Origin of the sequence: Clostridium sp., from assembly GCF_036781005.1 — a bacterium.
Classification (GTDB): Bacteria; Bacillota; Clostridia; order Clostridiales; family Clostridiaceae; genus Clostridium_B.
In genome coordinates this window covers 1-15,147 of record NZ_DAIQBT010000049.1, presented here as the reverse complement: position 1 = coordinate 15,147, position 15,147 = coordinate 1, and the positions used below count along the sequence as shown (strand labels likewise).

General features: G+C 28.5%; 11 protein-coding genes. 3 read left to right on the top strand and 8 right to left on the bottom strand.

Annotated features, from left to right (window positions below):
* Positions 1-84: 84 nt before the first annotated feature.
* Together V7Q02_RS14505 and V7Q02_RS14500 are read left to right on the top strand one after the other, a co-directional pair.
* On the top strand, positions 85-630 hold the full coding sequence (locus V7Q02_RS14505; protein WP_333861789.1) for a biotin transporter BioY: 546 nt from the start codon (positions 85-87) through the stop codon (positions 628-630).
* Positions 624-1,013: a DUF1284 domain-containing protein gene (locus tag V7Q02_RS14500; protein ID WP_333861788.1), complete on the top strand. Its 390-nt coding sequence runs from the start codon at positions 624-626 to the stop codon at positions 1,011-1,013. The genes V7Q02_RS14505 and V7Q02_RS14500 overlap by 7 nt, the downstream gene beginning before the upstream one ends.
* A 253-nt stretch (positions 1,014-1,266) precedes the next feature.
* Here V7Q02_RS14500 and V7Q02_RS14495 read toward each other — a convergent pair whose 3' ends face one another.
* The 8 genes from V7Q02_RS14495 to V7Q02_RS14460 form a co-directional block, all read right to left on the bottom strand.
* Positions 1,267-2,583 carry an FtsX-like permease family protein gene (locus tag V7Q02_RS14495; protein WP_333861786.1) on the bottom strand — a complete coding sequence of 439 codons (1,317 nt, stop codon included), beginning with the start codon at positions 2,581-2,583 and terminating at the stop codon, positions 1,267-1,269.
* A complete protein-coding gene (locus V7Q02_RS14490; RefSeq protein ID WP_333861785.1) occupies positions 2,584-3,336 on the bottom strand; it encodes an ABC transporter ATP-binding protein in 753 nt (250 codons plus the stop codon).
* Positions 3,337-3,354: 18 nt separating this feature from the next.
* Positions 3,355-4,380, bottom strand: a complete 1,026-nt coding sequence (locus tag V7Q02_RS14485) for a sensor histidine kinase (RefSeq protein ID WP_333861784.1) — start codon at positions 4,378-4,380, stop codon at positions 3,355-3,357.
* Positions 4,381-4,394: 14 nt separating this feature from the next.
* Positions 4,395-5,081, bottom strand: a complete 687-nt coding sequence (locus tag V7Q02_RS14480; RefSeq protein WP_333861782.1) for a response regulator transcription factor — start codon at positions 5,079-5,081, stop codon at positions 4,395-4,397.
* Positions 5,082-5,178: 97 nt separating this feature from the next.
* Positions 5,179-7,173, bottom strand: coding sequence for a serine hydrolase domain-containing protein (locus tag V7Q02_RS14475; RefSeq protein WP_333861780.1), 1,995 nt, complete (start codon positions 7,171-7,173; stop codon positions 5,179-5,181).
* A gap of 282 nt (positions 7,174-7,455) precedes the next feature.
* Positions 7,456-9,174, bottom strand: coding sequence for a methyl-accepting chemotaxis protein (locus V7Q02_RS14470; RefSeq protein WP_333861778.1), 1,719 nt, complete (start codon positions 9,172-9,174; stop codon positions 7,456-7,458).
* Between the two features lie 386 nt (positions 9,175-9,560).
* Positions 9,561-11,708 carry an RNA degradosome polyphosphate kinase gene (locus tag V7Q02_RS14465; protein WP_333861777.1) on the bottom strand — a complete coding sequence of 716 codons (2,148 nt, stop codon included), beginning with the start codon at positions 11,706-11,708 and terminating at the stop codon, positions 9,561-9,563.
* A gap of 20 nt (positions 11,709-11,728) precedes the next feature.
* Entirely contained in the window at positions 11,729-13,276 is a 1,548-nt protein-coding gene (locus V7Q02_RS14460) for a Ppx/GppA phosphatase family protein (protein ID WP_333861776.1), read from the bottom strand.
* 207 nt (positions 13,277-13,483) lie between these two features.
* Between V7Q02_RS14460 and V7Q02_RS14455 the strand changes: the two genes are divergently transcribed.
* The gene (locus tag V7Q02_RS14455) at positions 13,484-14,986 is read left to right on the top strand and encodes a Ppx/GppA phosphatase family protein (RefSeq protein ID WP_333861774.1); all 1,503 of its coding nucleotides are present in this window, start codon (positions 13,484-13,486) and stop codon (positions 14,984-14,986) included.
* Positions 14,987-15,147: the final 161 nt, after the last annotated feature.

The window sequence follows — 15,147 nt, the reverse complement described above, 5'->3', positions numbered from 1 at the left end:
TACAACAAAAATATCCCGCATTTATGCGGGTTGTAGCGTTTTGCAAACACCTAAAAGTTAACAATGTTTGAAAGGAGTAAAAAAATGAACTTAAAAGTTAGAGATATTACCATAACAGCTATTTTTACAGCACTAACGGCTATTTTAGCTCAAATTTCCATTCCTCTTCCCTTTAGTCCTGTGCCAATTACCTTTCAAGTAATGGCAGTGTACATATCTGCAATAATATTAGGTAGTAGACTCGGAACACTATCTCAGATTATATATATACTTGTAGGTGCAATAGGAATTCCTATTTTCGTCAACTTTCAAGGAGGATTAAATGTAGTATTTGGCCCTTCAGGAGGATATCTTATATCTTATCCTATTGTAGCTTTTATTGTAGGAAAAATATCTGATAAAAGCCTATCCTATATACAATCAGCAGCAGTACTGATTGCATCACTGCTGCTTTGTTATGGCATGGGAGTAATTCAACTGTCATTTATAACAAATATCACAATTAAAAAAGCCTTGGTAATAGGTGTTCTTCCCTTTATACCCCTTGATGTTATAAAAATTACATTAGCCTATTTATTAGGAAACAGAGTAAGGATGGCTCTTATAAAAACCCATCTCATAAAATGCTAACACTTAGAGCTCATCATCTATTATGCATCCAAGGATATAAAGGATATGGCTATAGCAAGAATTTTACTGCAAATATGGATAAGATAGTTTATCAGCTAAAAAAAGATACCTTTACTAAAATAAACGTTACAGCTAGTGTAGATGAGATTTGCTCCTGCTGCCCAAATAACACAAAAGAAAAATTATGCCAATATGAAATTAAAATTAAATTCCTTGACAAAAATACATTAAACTTATTGAATTTAAAATCAAATCAAACTTATACTTATGAACATATCCTAAACATCATCCATGAAAAAATAAATCATAAAAACTTTGAAAATATATGTAGTACTTGTAAATGGTTTAAATATGGATATTGCCAAAAAGGACTGGGGTTATAATAGAAAAATGTAAAGAATTTTTGTTTAAAATAAATAAAAAACACTCTTTCCAGAGAATACTTTCAAATGATCCAGTGATTCTTCAAATAAACTCACAATTATTTCTATGGAAGGGTGTTTTTTTATATTGTATTTTATATCTATTCCATTTATGTACATTTTAAAAGAATTTTTAAACAAAAGAAATCTTTTGACTAGTTTTCAGAATACTAAATTTTGATCTTGGAGCAAATTCCACATTGATGGATTATTTTTATTTTTTAAAATTCTTGATTGCTGCTCTACTATCATGAGCGGTATACGAAATTCCAACTAATTTATCTTTAGCAATAACATAACCTAATAATTGTATAATAAAATAGTAGCTCAATATTTTAATTGTACTTATTATGAATTCTCCACTAAGCTTTAAAAGAAAGATATATATAATACTTGCCAGTGCCATTAAAATCATATGTGAAAAAAATATTAATTTAAGCTTGCATATCAATAGGGCATTTATTTCTTCATCAATCAATCCAATCTTATATAAGTCATTTTTTTTAAATTTCCAACTATAGAAATCAATTTTCATTTTAAAGTACATTATTACTGCAGAAACAATAAAACTTATCAATACAATAAATGTATATATGAGATTGAAAACAGAATTCTGAAAAATAACATGAGCAATATAATATATTCTTGAGTCAGGTAAATAATAAATCCTCTTACAGATACAGAATATGAAGTTTAAAAACGCAATAAAGAAAATAATAATTTTGTTATTTCTAAAAAAGGTTTCTACTTCATTTATTAAAAAAATTCTCTTATAATAAAAATTTTTATTTGCTTTTATAAAGATACTAAGAATTTTTATGAGAGTTAAAAATAATAAATAAGTTCCGATTATAGATATAAAAGAATAATCAACATAGTATCTAATTCCAGTAGGTAAGCCCAACATTTCATTTAAATAAATACAACACAATATTAAAGAGATTATAGAAACTTTTAATATATACTTATTTCTAACATATAGTCTATTTAAAATCTTGTGATTTGTTTCATTTAATAACGGTAGGCCATTAATGAATTTAAATGTCCATAAGACGAATATAATAGTAAGTATGGTGTAATAGCCCATGGTAATTATATAAACAATTGATTTAAAATGAAAAGTAACATACGAAATTCCTACGAGTTTGAATATGGAAAGAGCAATGATTTTTGAAAACATAATACCTAAAATTAATCCTATAGGCATATATATAAGAAAAATTAAAATGTTTTCAATAAAGAGAAGTAATTTAAGTTCATGATGTGTCATACCCAAAGCTAAAAATATTACAAAGTCTTTTTGACGACATTTCATAAAGGATATATGTGCAAATATACACCATAGGGCTGTATTAAACACACCGATTGAGGATATTATACTAATATTATTTTCTCCAATTACTATGTATGCATTGCATAGAGTCGATTGAATAAAAAAGAACAAGACTGAAACTATCAAAGAAAATATATAAGCAAAATATTCACTGAAATTCAATTTTATGTTTTGTTTAATTATTTTTCTGTAATTCATTTATTCACCACTAATCACCACAAGAGTATCTAGTATTCTATTGAAAAAAGAGCTTTGATCTCCTTTATTATATATTTGCGTACATATCCTTCCATCATTTATAAAAATCACTCGTTTGCAGTAGCTTGCTGCATACACGTTGTGTGTAACCATAAGGATTGTTGCATTTCTTTCTTTATTTATTATCTGCATATACCTCATGAATTTTTTTGAAGTACTTGGGTCAAGACTTCCTGTAGGTTCATCAGCTAAAATAATGCTTGGCTCATTTATCAATGCCCTACATGCTGCTGCTCTTTGCCGTTCACCCACAGACACATTATAAGGATACTTGTCTTTAATATCATATATACCGAAAAAGGTGAAATATTCCTTTATTTTTTCATGAATTTCTTGTGTATTTCTCCCATTAAATATCAACGGAAGTGCAGCATTTTCCTCTAGTGTAATATTGTCAAGTAGATTAAAAGCCTGAAATATAATTCCTAAATTTTCTCGTCTAAAAATAGATCTTTCTTTCTTGTTCAGTGAAGTTATATATTTATTCATAATTTTCACTGTCCCACTATTAGGTTTATCAATACCTGACAATATATTAATCAGGGTAGTTTTCCCACTTCCAGATTGTCCCATAATAGCAGTAAATTCTCCACTTTCAATGCCCAAGTTGATACCATTTAATACATTAGTAGAGTTAATTTCTAAACTCCCTTCATATACTTTAACAATATCCTCAGCACATAATATCTCCATCCTATCACTCCATTATAATTAAATTTTTGATGGATAAATAATTGAAACAGTAGTTCCTTTATTAATCTCAGACTCTATAACTATATTATGATTCAACTTTTTGGCTATCACTTTACATATATATAATCCTATGCCTGTGGCATTTTGTATTTTTCGCCCGTTTTCTCCTGTAAAGAAAGGTTCAAAAACTCTTTTTAGATCATAGCTGGGAATTCCAATACCCTCATCTCTAATTGTTAATATCGTTTTTTTATTACTCATAGATATTTTAAAATACACATACTTCTGCTCCTTACTACTATGAGAATATTTAATAGCATTTACTAAAATCTGTTCAATCATAAATTTATTCCACTTTTTATCTGTAATAATTAGTGCTTCTTCACATTGAAATTCTGTTTTAGGAAATACATTATTATAAATAAACAGACTTTTTTTACTATTGATAATTTCCTTTAACAAGGAAATTAAATCCACTGTTTGAGGTTCATAATCCTTTGAGAAATCATTTAATCTACTAATATTTAGAATTTGATCTAAACTATTTTTAACTTTATTATTTTCTTCTCTTATATCTAAAAAAGACTTCAATGTATTCATCTTATTAAAACCTACTTCATTGATACTATTTTCGATAATAAGATCAATTATTGAAGCAGGCGTTTTTATATTGTGAATCCACTGTGATAGAAAATATTTATTATTTGTATTTTCGGCACGAATTGCACTTATCTGATTTATATAATTTTCATGTATTTTAAATATAGCTCCAGCAACTTTTTGTTGTTCTCGTGTCCTAGGACTCAAATTAAAATACTTATTTTCTATACCTTCATTAAGACTTCTATTAAATTTATAATATTTAATCCATTCATTTAGTATTAAAAAAAAATATATTATTATTGATAGCAGCAAAGGATATACTACATCAAATTTCACAGCCACCAAATAGGAATAAAGAATGATCAAAAAAGTATTAAAAAAATATGTCATGGTAAAAGGTAGTTTATCTTTTATAAAATTAGTTAATAATTTTCTACTCATGTTAATTCCTCTCATCAACAATTAGACTGAAACATATATCCTATACCCCGCTTAGTTGATATAAATTCATTAACACCTAATTCCCTAAGTTTATTTCTTATTCTTGTTATATTCACAGTTAAAGTATTATCATCTACAAAAGTAACATCATCCCAAATTTCCTCCAAAAGTTCTTCTCTACTGATAATTTTATTTTGGTTTTTAATGAGCTTACCTAAAAGTTTGAACTCATTTTTGCTGAGTTCAATTTCAATTTGATTATAAACCATTTTAAATGTGTCTTTATTAAGCTTAATGCCACTTAAACTTTCAATTATATTTACTTCATCTGCATATTCACCATATACTCTTCTTATTGTGGCCTGGATCTTAGTAAGAAGAAAGTCGAAACTAAAGGGCTTTGAAATATAATCATCTGCCCCTAATTCAATCCCCCTTATCTGCTCTTCCTCACTATTGCGTGAAGAAATAATAATTATAGGTATTTTTGAAGTTCTTCTAAAAGTCTTACATAATTGAAACCCATCATAATATGGAAGATTTATATCTAGCAGAATCAAATCAACTATTGCTTCTTTCATTTCTTTTTCTACATTCTTAAAATCTTCTATGATAATAGGCTCATATCCATATTTTTGAAGATACTCTGCTATAAGTCTATTAAGTTTGATATCATCCTCAATAACGAGTATCTTGTACAAATCAGCTTCCTCCCTTTAAAGTTAAGATATGATATTTCAGTAGCTTTTCTTTAATATATCATATTTTTACTATTGAAGGAAGCTGATAGCAGTGATACTAATAAAACTTGAATCCAAAGAGATTCCAATAATTCAGAAATAGGTTAAACATTAAAAATATACAATAAATTACTATGTAACATATAGCTATAAAATTAAATGATTTTCTATTGTGATATATAAATATTGAAAACATTTGTCCAAAAGTAAGTATTGTCGTAAATATGGGAATAAACAATAAACATATAGCTGCCTTAGGCAGTTTGGGTGAAAACATAAAAGACGATGATAAAGCAATACATTCCCTAGCCATTCCTAATAAAAATACTAAATTTAAAATGCATATAAGTAGTATAATCCATCTATGATACTTATGAATTAAGGGTTCTTGCCTAGCCTTATTTTTAAAACTAAGTAATATCATCATAAAGAGTATACATAAAAATGATAATGCAAAAAGTATAAAAATGGCTTTGTGTAAGTTTGGATTTTCATACCAATGAATTTTTTCAAGTGCAACAGCTGATCCATCTTGAAGCATATAGTTTATATTTCCTCGTTTGTCTGACTTAAATGCAATCATATCTCCCCTTTTAATGTTTTTAAAAAGGGACGGCTCTATTTCTGTATAACTATCCTGCCCCCCAGGATAGTTCATAATCAATGTATTATTATTACTTTTAACATTTATGGTTGAAGACATTAATAATAATAATTTTCCTATTTCTTTTTTTGGATATCTAACGCCGCGATAGATTCCTTCAAATTTTTTAAGGTCACTTTTGGTAGATTTATCTTTATTAATGAAACTGGTTTTAATTTTAGATTGGGTGCAGTATCTGCTTATGAATTGATTTGCTATATTGATACATAAATTAGTTCCTGCTTCACCATTAGTTGAAATAAAAAATCCTAAATTGCTATCAGGTATTAAGCACAACATACTGTGAAAACCATAATCATCACCACGATGATAAATTGTTCTAATACCATTTACATAATTCTGCTCAAATCCATAGCAGATCCCCACCATATTTTTATTGAATGCAAAATGCTGACTATGCATATCTTCTGCAGTATTCTTATTTAATATATGTGTGTTTCCATAGGTACCATCATTTAAATGTGCAATCATAAATTTAGCCATATCATCCGCTGTAGTTTTAAGTCCACCTGCTGGTGTAAGCGCTTGTCCATAGATAGGTACTTTAACATATTTACAGTTTTTATAATCATACCCTTGGGAGAGATTGCTTAGTACTTTATTATTAAAAATAAAGCTGCTACTATTCATGTGAAGAAGAGTAAATATATTATCTTCCATATATTTATAAAAAGGGATACCCGATACACTTTCAACTATGTATCCAGCTGCAGCCATACCATAGTTACTATACTGTGGGGCTTCACCTGGTTCACGAATTACAGGACGTAAATGAGATATTAGGCTATCCTTAAGTGATTTTTCTTGAAGATAGCTTTCTGTCTGTTCCCCAACAAGTCTTTCATCAAATCCACCAGTATGGGTTAATAAATCTTCAAGAGTTACAGGTTTTGAATAGTTATTTTTTATTTTAAAGTCCCTAAAATAATTATTTATATCTTCATTTAAATTTACTTTACCTCTTTCTTTGAGCTGCATAACAGCTGTAGCAGTAAAAAGCTTTGAGATGGAAGCAACCCTAAAAATAGTCTTTTGGGGATTTACTGGTACTTTTTTATCTATATCAGAATAACCATATCCTTTTTGAAAAAGTATTTTGTTTTTATTAACAACTGTAAAAACTGCTCCAGGTACGTTAAATTTTTTTAGCTGTTCATTAAAAATACTATCTGCAAATTTTTCTACATTATCTTCAGTTAAAGTTTCTTTATTTTGGTTACTTAATAAAGAAGTATTGCTTTTTACTTTCTTGTTTTCTGAAATAGTGGTATTCTTCGTACTTAACATATGATAAACAATAGATATTGGGCAGCAAAAATAAGGTAAACTATATGCAATTATTACAAAGATAATTAAAAATCTTTGTATATAAGTTATAGCTTTTTTCATAGTGAAAGCCTCCTAAACTAAATTTCTATATACTTTAATATCTCAAACCTTAAGTAAATTTTAATTTAATAAATAAGAAGCACCAATCTATTTATATAAAAATAACCTTACATTTTTGTAAGGTTCAGACTGTAGACAAATATAATATGGAACAAGAATTACACACTTTAGTACAGAAATTTAAAATATAATTATAATTTTTTTCTTTAAAATGCACCTGAGAGTTAATTTATTATTTAACATCTCTGGTGCATTTTATTCTCCTATTGATTAAAGTTATCCTTATGAGTTAATTTTAAATTTATTTACCATAAAAGTAAGTCTTTCTGCAAGCTCTGCCTGACTTTGGGAAGATGAGGATATATCTTCAATAGCCTTGGTTACCTCATTTATACTACTTGATATTTCCTGTGATTCAGAAGATGATTCCTCCGCTGTTGAAGCAACTCCTTTAATAGCATCATTTACTTTAGATACTAATTGTTTCATATGCTTGGAAGCACTGTGAATTTCTTGGGACACATTACTCATAAATTCCGCATCTTTTTCATACTGAATTCCCGTATCCATAAGAAATTCATAACTTGACTTTACATTATTGGCTATATAATCCAACATTTCTCTTCCGCTTTTAGACAGATTTTCAAAAGCAGCTTCTACTGAAAAAACCATTTTATTGATATTATCTATGGTACTTGAGGACTGTTCTGCAAGCTTTCTCACTTCATCTGCAACAACAGCAAATCCTCTGCCATATTCACCAGCACGAGCTGCTTCTATAGCTGCATTTAATGCAAGAAGGTTTGTTTGTTCTGCCATACTGGATATGGAAGCTGCCATAATTTTAACTTCAGATACCACTTTACCCTCCTCAATTGCTTTTAAAATATTGTCCTTCTTATCCTTATATATATTTTCTCCTTCTTCTATATTTTTAGAAGCTGTCTCTTTTATATTTACAGCACGTTTTCTTATTTCCAATAAAGATTCTGCAGACTCCTCCGCTTTGTTTGAAAGTTCGGATATACTGCTCTCCATTTCTTCCGATGATTCACTGATACTTACTGTAATACTACTTACATTCTGGGCTCCTTTGGCTATATGATACGAAGCCTCATTTACAGATGCCATCATAGAAGAAATCTCCTCACTAGTAGCAGAAAGTTCTTCACTGGTAGCACTCATATCTTCTGTGCCCTGAAATATTTCCCCTACTAATCCCTTTATACTCTCACTTGCATCATTTAATTTTTCAACTATCAATCCTATTTCATCTCTGCTGGAGGACTTTATAGTTTCACTTAAGTCCCCTTTACTGATTAACTCTGTAAAATATAATATTTTAGAAACTTGTGATGAAATTGAAGAAGAAATTTTAAAACTTACAATTAAAGATATAATTAAAGCTGCTGCAACTATTACAATTACTATGTACAAAGATGTATTATATAAAGAAGAATTCTTTATACTACTGCTTTCCGCTTTTTTATCTACAATTTCAACTAATTGTTCAATAGTTTTTGTTAATTTATCCCTATAACTAGCTGCTTCTTTATTTAAAATCATGGCATCATCATATTTACCTTCAGCCATCAATTTTATAATAGCGTCACAAACATTTCTCCAGTCTGTTAATTCACTTTCCAATCTGGTCAATATATCTTTTTCTTGAATAGTTAAATTCTCCTTTTTATATTTGTTTAATATATTGTTGTTTTCACTTTTTAGATTATTCATATAAGTTATGGTATCTGAAGCTTTACTACTGTCTCTACTTTCTACCAAGTTTATTATATTAAGACGTAAATGCATTGTATTAGCATCAAATTTGTCAAGTTCTCTAAGTGTTTTTAAATCACTTTTATAAAGATACTCGGAACCTGCGTTCATTCTGCCCATATTAATTACACTTATTATAGCAATTATTACAATAAATAATACTATACTTAAAAAACTTAGTAACAATTTACTCCTTATTTTTAAATTATTAAGCTTGTTCATGTTTATTCCTCCTAAAAATACAACACTTATTGATTAATACTATTTATTAATAAATAAGTGTTATTGATAATATGGTTATTATATCATTTTACTTTTATATTTACAATACTATATAATTCATTATATAAATTATATATCTAAATATTTATTGATATTTAATTTAAGCTCTTAGAGAAAAAACTTATCCAAGCGTGTAGTAGTGCTTACCTGCCACTTTGATAGAAAGGCAAAGAAGCAAAATTTTTAATTTTGTGTGAATCGCTTTCACAGAATACCATGGGGAATGTTAGCTAATTCTAGCTTTCAGATAAATAAAAAACAGTACACTTTAATATAAAATTCTTTTTAAAGTTTACTGTTTTTGTTTATAAATCCAACAAGTTTACCTATGAAAATTTTTCATTAGAAAGCACAGGAACAAATCCTTCTTCCATCCACTTTGAATTAGATGAAAAATTCTTATTAATATATTCATTATCTTTTGATGAACAGCAGAAAAATTTCTGACTGTTTATAAGTTCTTTCCCTCTTTTGTCAATGCTTGTATAATAACCATCTGAACCTAAAATTCTAGCTTTTACTGTATCAAGTAAAGAAATTTCTAAAATTTGTCTTACCTTTTTCTTTGCAGAAATATCCTCAATAGGAAACAATAACTCCACCCTTCTGTCTAAATTCCTACTCATTAAATCTGCACTAGATAAATAAATTGCTTCTTCTCCTTCATTATAAAAGTAATAAATACGGCTGTGTTCTAAAAACCTTCCCACTATACTTCTCACAGAAATGTTATCACTTATTCCTGGAATCCCTGGAGTAAGACAGCATATTCCTCTAACAATCAAATCTATAGATACTCCTTCCGAAGAAGCTTCATATAAAGCTTCTATAATTTCTTTGTCAACTAAAGAATTTATTTTAATTATAATTCTGGATTTCTTACCATTTTGGGCGTTTTCTCTTTCCCTGTTAATTAAATATAAAAATCTCTCTCTTAAATGCAAAGGTGCCAAACTCATTTTAAATAATTTTGTTGGACTTGAATATCCTGAAAGCATATTAAATACTATAGAGGCATCCGCTCCAAAGTAAGGATTTGCTGTAAACACTCCAATATCCGTGTATATTCTGGCAGTTACGTCATTATAATTTCCAGTAGCCATATGAACATATCTTTTAATACCATCCTCTTCCTTCCGCACAACTAATAGTAATTTACAGTGAGTTTTAAGTCCCACAAGTCCATAAATTACATGGCATCCAGCCTTTTCCAGATATTTTGCCCAGTGAATATTATTTTTTTCATCAAATCGTGCTTTTAATTCCACAAGCACTGTAACCTGTTTTCCATTTTCTGCTGCTTCTATTAAAGCATCTATAATTGGAGAATTTCCACTTACACGATATAGGGTTTGCTTTATGGCAAGAACCTTTGAATCCCTGGCGGCTTCTCTTACAAGATCAATAACAGGTTCAAAACTTTCATAAGGATGGTGCAATAAAATATCTCCTTTTGAAATGGAAGAAAATATACTTTCCTCTTTTAAAAATTGAGGTGAAATATATGGTTTTATGGGAATATACTTTAAACGAGTATAACCTTTCATATTACTTAACTTCATTAAAAATGTTAAATCAAGAGGTCCATTAATTTCATATTCCCTATCTTTTGATATTTCCAATTCATCTTCTAAAATTCTAAGTAGCGATTTATGAATGCCATTTTCTACTTCAAGCCTAACAGCACTTCCACGTTTACGTTGTTTTAAAGATTCTTCAATGGTTTCAAGTAAGTCCTCCGCACCTTCCTCATCCAAAGTTAAATCCGCATTTCTCGTCACTCTATAACAGCCGCAATCTAAAATAGGATATCCACTAAAGAGTTCATTCAAATTTATTTTAATTATATCTTCTAAAAACACAAAAATCCTTTCATTAATATTTTTACTGTCAGAGGGAACTTCAACAAAACGTTGAAGTACAGAAGGCACTTGAATTGTTGCAAAAATGCTCTCATTTCCTCTTTTACTGTCTTGGAGTAAAAGAGCAATATTTAAACTGTGATTTAATATGAGTGGAAAGGGCCTGCTTTGATCAACTACCATAGGGGTCAGCACAGGATAAATATTCTTTAAATAATAATCCTTTAAATATATTAATTGTCTTTCACTAAGTTCTTTAGGTTTCAAAAAAACTATATTTTCTTTTTTTAAATGAACTTTTAAAGATCTATTATAGCAATTTATCTGATCATATACCAATTTACGTACTCTAGCTAAAATTTTCTCCACCTGCTCCAATGGAGTCAACCCAGAAGGATCTTGTTTATGAAAACCTGCCTCAATTTGAGTATCCAGAGAACCTACTCGAACCATAAAAAACTCGTCTAAATTGGAACTTACAATAGCTGCAAACTTAAGTCTTTCAAAAAGAGGATTGTTATTATCTTTTGCCTCCTCAAGTACTCTCTGATTAAACTCAATCCAGCTAAGCTCTCTATTTGTAAAATTTCCTGACGAAGTATATTTTTCCATATTAATACATTCCTCCTTGATTATATAATAGGTCTTACTCCAACAACTTCCTCAAAGAAATCTATATTCTTTTTAAAATTCCATTCTTCAAGAATTATTTCATCTTCACTCTCTAAATTAAAAAATAAAATTTCCCCTGACAATGCAAGCTTCAACTTTTTTATCTTTTGAAGATGAGAAGAATCCAGACATTCCGCTAATTTTAAAATTGCCGCCAGCGTAGATACAACTATCTTGGATTTATCATCTAATATCTGATAACTGTTATGAGCTCTCATGGGAATCTCATAAGAATGATATCTGACTATATGGGCAATTAAATCTATTTCTTTATTTGAAAATCCCAAGATATTTTGACTTTTTATAATATTATAGGAATGAATATGATGATACTCATTATTTATTATATTCCCTGTATCATGAAGAATAGAGGCCACTTGAAGATACATTCGTTCTTTGTGTCCTAATTTATGTAGTTTATATGTTTGATCAAATATACTTAAAGATATTTTTTCTACGAAAGCAGCATGGGGTTTATTTATTCCATATTTATTTCCAATATACCAAACTGAACTTATAATATCCTGAAAATATTCTTCTTTACCCCTAGTATCCAAAAGTTCATCTACTAAATCATATAAAATTCCCTGCCATAATGATATTTTAGGTACATATATTTTATTACTGTTGGTTATTTTAAAAAAATAATAAAATATTGAGATAGATGGCATTAAAAGTTCCGTCTCCTTTTTAGATAAATTGTAAGTAAACATAAGCTCATCCCCGCTCATATCTTTAATATTATGGTATAATTTTAGAAAGTTTTCTTTTAAAATAAAATCTTTATTAATACTTCCATCCTTTGATTTATTTAAACTTTCTATAATTTTAAAGACAGTTTTCAATTCTCCTCCCAGTCCAATAAAATAATTTGTTTTATATTTTGATATAATATCTCTTAATAAATAAAGCTTACTCTCAATATGCTGCTCCATAACCTTTGAAAAATATAATGTTTCCTTTTCTAATTCCCATAGATTTTCTTTAAGCCTTAGTGCTCCTAATTTTTCATATTCAACAAATTTAAGTTGATTTTCCTTATATATGAGCATTTCCAGTCCTCCAGAAGTAACATCTACAATTAAAGTATTTTTTAAAATTTTAAGTTCTGATTTTAAAAAATATCTTCTAATAGCCTTGAGCATGAAAAACCGTTCTTCAGCAGCAGTAATAGCTTGTACGTCAATTCCAACTCTAAGCCTGATTTTTTCTAACACATACTGTTTATTTTCAGCTTCTCTTATTCCACTGGTAGAAACAGCCTTGTAGTATTTCACATTATAATCCTTCATTAAATTCACAAAACCTTTCAAGGTGGCACAAGTTTCATGAATGGTATTTATAGAAATTCTTCCTGATATGAAAGTATCCCTTCCATTTTGTGTAGGTTTTATAACATTCTCCAAGACTTTTATATTGACCTTTTTATCAACTTGTGCAATACTCATTCTCAAATAATTAGATCCTACATCAATAACTGCAATAAGTTCATTTAAATTTTCTACCATTCTGCAAAGTCTCCTTATATATAACAATTTTATACAAAAATAGCCTTATTACTTCTAATAGTATATGTACAATGTTAAACAAGTATTTACTTCGTGTTAACAAAATTTAACCTGTATAAATTAAATAATGTTATCTTCCCATTCTTCTTTATATGATATACTCTGTATTAAGCCATAAAAGTTATATATGAAAAGGAGATAAAATTAATGATTAAAATAGGAATTATTGATGTAGGATCCAATTCTATGCGTTTAGTAATATCACAAATTAATAAAGAAAAGGGTTCTTTTAAAATAATAGAAGAAGCAAAAGAAACCATAGGACTTGGAAAAGATATGAACTTAAAGGGAGAACTGAATATTACAAGAATGAATAAAGCAATATCTGCCTTGTATTTTTTTAAACATCTTTGTACATATAAAAATGTAGAACATATTATACCAGTTGCCACAGAAGCTGTTCGTAAAGCATCCAACCAGACAGACTTCCTAAACAGAGTAAAAAGTGAGTTGAATATGGAAATACGAGTATTGTCAGGCAAGGAAGAAGCCTATTATGCTTATCTTGGTACCATAAATAGCATGGATTTTTCTGAAGGGCTTTTAGTTGATATAGGTGGAAGCAGTACTGAATTTATATTAGTAAAAGAAAGATGTATAAAAAAATCTACTAGTTTACCTATAGGCGCAATAAATTTAACTGAAAAATTCTCTCTAACAGAACCTATTGATAAATACACTGAAGATAAATTAACAGAATTTATACTTTCATATTATAATGACATTCCATGGCTTAAAAATTTAAATAATATTGAACTAATTGGTATAGGAGGCAGTATTAGAAATATAGCACGAATTAATCAAAAAAAGTATAATTACCCTTTAAATAGCCTTCATAATTACAAAATGAAATCATGTGAAGTAAAAGAAATATATGAAGATACAAAACATATGGATTGTACCCAGCGGAAAAAAATTAAAGGTCTTTCCAAAGACAGGACAGATATATGTTTAGGTCCTATGGCTGCTTTATCCACCCTTCAAAAATTTGTTCATTCAGAAGAGTTATGTATAAGTTCAAACGGTATAAGAGAAGGATTGATTTACGAATATATTTTCAAAGACAAAATTCCCCTAGCAAATGTATTGGATTTTTCTTTAAATAATTATATTTCAAATCTCCATATGGATAAAACTTACGCCATACAGCTATGGACTATTGCTGAAAAACTATACAAGAGTGTAAAGCCCCTGATCAAATCTTCTTCTGAAAGTTTATATAAAATTTTAAAAACGGCTTCCCTATTGTACAATTGTGGAATCAATGTAAGTTATTATGGACGCTTTAAACACTCTTTTTATATAATATCAAATTCTCGAATTAATGGTCTATCCCACAGGGAACAGCTTATTTCCTCTTATATAGCAGCTTCCCAGGGAAAGAATGGCCTTAAAATACAAAATAACCACTATGGAAATATAATCAATGAAGAAGATATTGAAATAATCCAAAATCTTTCAATTCTTTTAAGGATATCTAGAAATCTCCATAAAGTGATAAATGAAAATATTGATAATCTGCAATGCACCTTACTAGAAAATGAAGTGCTTATAAATATTACAGTTTCATCAAAAATATCTTTTCAGTTGGAGGAAACCTTTGATTTCGAAAAAATATTTCATAGAAAATTAGTGGTTGAAACACAGTAATACTGAATAATTTTCTCTGGTATTTCATATAATTTAAACAAATTATGGTTAGAATCTGTTAAGTTGATATGAAAATAAATATTCAAAAAAACTTATAAAAATCAAGTAAAAAAAGCGCAAAGAATCCCTATGGAAATATGATAATTTTTTAAAAAAGTAGC

Coding starts and splice junctions, on each gene's coding strand:
- V7Q02_RS14495 (WP_333861786.1), bottom strand. CDS start 2,583: ATGAATTACAGAAAAATAATTAAACAAAACATAAAATTGAATTTCAGT.
- V7Q02_RS14490 (WP_333861785.1), bottom strand. CDS start 3,336: ATGGAGATATTATGTGCTGAGGATATTGTTAAAGTATATGAAGGGAGT.
- V7Q02_RS14500 (WP_333861788.1), top strand. CDS start 624: ATGCTAACACTTAGAGCTCATCATCTATTATGCATCCAAGGATATAAA.
- V7Q02_RS14485 (WP_333861784.1), bottom strand. CDS start 4,380: ATGAGTAGAAAATTATTAACTAATTTTATAAAAGATAAACTACCTTTT.
- V7Q02_RS14475 (WP_333861780.1), bottom strand. CDS start 7,173: ATGAAAAAAGCTATAACTTATATACAAAGATTTTTAATTATCTTTGTA.
- V7Q02_RS14465 (WP_333861777.1), bottom strand. CDS start 11,708: ATGGAAAAATATACTTCGTCAGGAAATTTTACAAATAGAGAGCTTAGC.
- V7Q02_RS14455 (WP_333861774.1), top strand. CDS start 13,484: ATGATTAAAATAGGAATTATTGATGTAGGATCCAATTCTATGCGTTTA.
- V7Q02_RS14505 (WP_333861789.1), top strand. CDS start 85: ATGAACTTAAAAGTTAGAGATATTACCATAACAGCTATTTTTACAGCA.
- V7Q02_RS14460 (WP_333861776.1), bottom strand. CDS start 13,276: ATGGTAGAAAATTTAAATGAACTTATTGCAGTTATTGATGTAGGATCT.
- V7Q02_RS14470 (WP_333861778.1), bottom strand. CDS start 9,174: ATGAACAAGCTTAATAATTTAAAAATAAGGAGTAAATTGTTACTAAGT.